The sequence below is a fragment of the Actinosynnema sp. NPDC059797 genome (genome assembly GCF_042732085.1).
Classification (GTDB): domain Bacteria; phylum Actinomycetota; class Actinomycetes; order Mycobacteriales; family Pseudonocardiaceae; genus Actinosynnema.
Window position 1 is genome coordinate 1 of sequence record NZ_JBHWIE010000569.1, and the last position, 3,293, is coordinate 3,293.

A 3,293-nucleotide genomic window follows, 5' to 3' on the forward strand; every position below is an offset into this window, starting at 1 on the left:
CCTCCAGGTCGTCCCCGCCCGGCTCCGGGAACTCGCCCGGCACGCCCAGGCGCGCGGCGAACGGCAGCCCGGTCGTCACGTCCACCGACGGGCCCACCGCGTTGAGCGCGGCCACGGCGCCCACCACGACCCCGCCCGGCAGCACGGCGCTCGCGGTGCCCAGACCGCCCTTCACGGCGGCGTTGAGCGCGCCCGTGCCCGCGCCGACGTTGCCCTGCGCCACCTCGCGGCCCGCGTTCCGCACCGCCTCGGCGCCCTCCGCCGCACCCGGCCGGGCGTCGAAGTCGCCACCGCGCCCCAGGTCGAACAGCGCCGCGGCGGGCACCACACCGCCCAGCTCCCGCTCCGCGCCGTCGGCCGCCGACAGGCCGTACGCGCTGCCGCCGGTCAGCAGGACGCCGCGCACCTCGCGGCCACCGTGCCGCGGGTCGAGCGCGGCCGTGTCCCGCGTCGCCGGACCGCCGCCGCGCACGTCCACCGACACCAGCGCCCCGGGCGGGAACAGCACCGCCGTCACACCGGTCAGCGCGCCGCCGCCGATCCGCGTCGCGTGCCCGACCAGCACACCGGGCACGTCGGTGATCGCGTTGCGCACGACCGCGATGCTACTTGCCGCCCCCGCGCCGGCTGTCCGGTCCTGCTGTCCCGCCGGGTCCGGCCGCCCCGTCCGGCCCGGCCCGCTCGGCGAGCAGCCGCGCCCCGATCTCCCGCACCACCGCCACCAGCAGGTCCACGTCCGCCTCGGTGGTGCGCCAGTTCACGATCGCCGGCCGCAACGCCACCACGCCCCGGTACACCGTGGTCCCCGCGTACACGCGGCCGTCGGCCACCAGCTCCTCGCCCAACCGGCGGTTGAGCCCGTCCAGCTCCTCACCCGGCACACCCGGCGGGCGGAAGCGGAAGCACACGACGAACACCGTCACCGGCGCCAGCAGCTCCAGGTCCGGCGACTCCGCGATGCGGCGACCCACCCGCAGCGCCAGGTCCTGGTGCCGCTCCACCATCGCCCGGTGCCCCTCGCGGCCGTAGGCGCGCAACGCCGCCCAGATCGGCAGCGCCCGCGCGCGCCGCGCCGACTCCGGACCCAGGTTGTTGTAGTTGACGAACACCTCGTCCGGCTCCGGCAGGTACGGGGCGTTCCAACCGCCGAACGCGCGCCCCAGCAGCGACCCGTCGCGCACGAACGCGAAACCGCTGTCGTAAGGCACGTTGAGCCACTTGTGGCCGTCGGCGGCCAGCGAATCCGCCCGGTCGATGCCCCGCACCAGGTGCGCCGTGCGCGGCGACACCGCGGCGAACAGGCCGAACGCGCCGTCCACGTGCAGCCACGCCCCGTGCCGCGCGGCCAGGTCCGCCAGCTCGTCGATCGGGTCGAAATCGCCACCGTTGACCTCGCCCGCGTTGCCGATGAGCACCGCCGGACCCTCGTCCGCCAACGCCCGGTCCAGCGCGGCCACGTCGAGGCGACCCGCGTCGTCCCTGGTGAGGGTGCGCACCGAGTCCCGGCCCAACCCCAGCACCTGGAGCGCCTTGCGGCTGCTCGCGTGCACGTAACCGCTGGAGAACACCGGCATCCGGGGCAGCCCCGCCAGGCCGTCCGCGGTCACGTCCACCCCGTGCCGCCGCGCCCACCACCACCGCGCGCACGCCAACCCGGTCAGGTTGGCGAACGTCGCGCTGGGCGTGAGCACCCCGCCGTACCCCGCCGGCAGGCCGAACAGCTCCTTGAGCCACCGCAGCACCACCGCCTCCGCCCGCGCCGCCAGCGGCGACGTCAGCCACAGCCCGGCGGCCTGGTCCAGCAGCGACGTCACCCAGTCCGCGGCCTGCGCCGCCGGCGTCGCGCCACCCACGACGAAGTGGAAGAACCGCGGCCCGGACGAGTGCGTCGCGGCCCTCGTGCCGATGCGGAGCAGCTCGGCCACCGCCGCCGGCGCGCCCTCGCCGCCCTCCGGCAGCGGGCCGTCGAGGTCGTCGAGCAGGTGGGCGTGCGCGGCGTCGCGCACCGGCAGGTCGGACAGCGCGTCCAGGTACGGGCCCGCGGCGGCGGCCACCAGCCCCAGCGCCTCGGCGGCGTTCCCCCGGTCGTTCAGCGGATCACCCATCCGTGGCAGGGTAGACGCCGATGACGCGACGTGGGCGGTTCCGGGGGCGGGCGATCGACCCGTCCGTGGACGCATTCCTGGGCATCCGGTACGCCGAGCCCCCGTTCGGGGCGCGCCGCTTCGCCGAACCCGAACCCGTCGACCCCGCCGGCCCGCCCGTCGACTGCCTGGAGTTCGGGCCCGTCGCGCCGCAGGCCGCGCTGCTGCCCGGCACACCGATGTGGCGACCGGGCCACGAGGACGTCCTCACCCTCAACGTCTGGGCGCCACCCCCGTCGGCCACCCCCCGACCCGTGCTGCTCTTCCTCCACGGCGGGGCCTACACGTTCGGGTCATCCGCCCAGCCCGACTTCGACGGCGCCGCGCTGGCCCGCGCCGGGCTCGTCGTGGTCACCTGCAACTACCGGGTCGGGTTCGAGGGCTTCGGGCACGTGCCCGGTCGACCCGACAACCGGGGGCTGCTCGACCAGCGCGCCGCGCTGCGGTGGGTGCGCGCCGGCATCGAGGTCTTCGGCGGCGACCCCGACAACATCACCGTGGCCGGGCACTCGGCCGGCGCGGCGTCGGCGCTGTTCCTCGCCGCCGCCGAACCCGTGCGCCGCGTGATCGCGCACAGCCCGCCCAACCGGGTCTACGCGCCGAGCTTCGCGCGCGGCGTCGCCGAGTGGGTCGACACCACCACGCCCGAGTCCACCGTGCTGTCCGCCGCCCGGCTCGCCAAGGCCCAGCGCACCGGACCGCTGTCCCACGACCCGGTGCTGTTCGGCCCCGTCGCCGACCGGCTGCCCACCGTGCCGCCGCACGTCGACCTGCTGCTCGCCCACACCGACGCCGAATACCGGCTGTTCGCGGAACTGGGCGGCTTCCGCGTCGCGCGCACCGCCGCCGAACTGCTGCGGTTCGGGCGCGACTGGGGCATCCCCGACCACGTCGTGACCGCCTACCGCGAGTTCGACGACGCCCACACCCTGCTGGCGGGCGACTTCCTGTTCGTCGAGCCCGCCAACCGCGCGTTCGAGGCCCACCCGCGAGCCCACCTGGCCCGCTTCACCAGGCCGCCCGCGTGGCACAACGCGGACCTGCCGTTCTGCTTCGGCAACCTGGAGGGCGCCGACTTCCTCATCGGCGGCGCGCCGGGCCCCGACGAGCACGCCCTCGCCCGGCGCGTGCTCGCCTCCTGGGTCTCCT

3 protein-coding genes are annotated in these 3,293 nt (G+C 76.4%); 1 reads left to right on the forward strand and 2 read right to left on the reverse strand.

The genetic code is table 11. From position 1 onward, the window contains the following. Together ACFV4N_RS41730 and ACFV4N_RS41735 are read right to left on the reverse strand one after the other, a co-directional pair. The coding region (locus tag ACFV4N_RS41730; protein ID WP_499678225.1) for a P1 family peptidase at positions 1 to 595 on the reverse strand (595 nt) is incomplete at its 3' end. A gap of 10 nt (positions 596 to 605) precedes the next feature. Then, positions 606 to 2,105 (reverse strand): pyridoxal phosphate-dependent decarboxylase family protein, encoded by a 1,500-nt coding sequence (locus tag ACFV4N_RS41735; protein WP_499678226.1) that lies wholly within the window; start codon positions 2,103 to 2,105, stop codon positions 606 to 608. A 20-nt stretch (positions 2,106 to 2,125) separates the two neighbouring features. On the opposite strand from ACFV4N_RS41735, the gene ACFV4N_RS41740 reads away from it, so the two are divergent. After that, a partial coding sequence (locus ACFV4N_RS41740; RefSeq protein WP_499678227.1) for a carboxylesterase family protein occupies positions 2,126 to 3,293 on the forward strand: 1,168 nt, incomplete at its 3' end.

What these genes read in the sequence shown, in the direction of transcription:
- ACFV4N_RS41735 (WP_499678226.1), bottom strand. Translation starts at nt 2,105, where the DNA reads ATGGGTGATCCGCTGAACGACCGGGGGAACGCCGCCGAGGCGCTGGGG.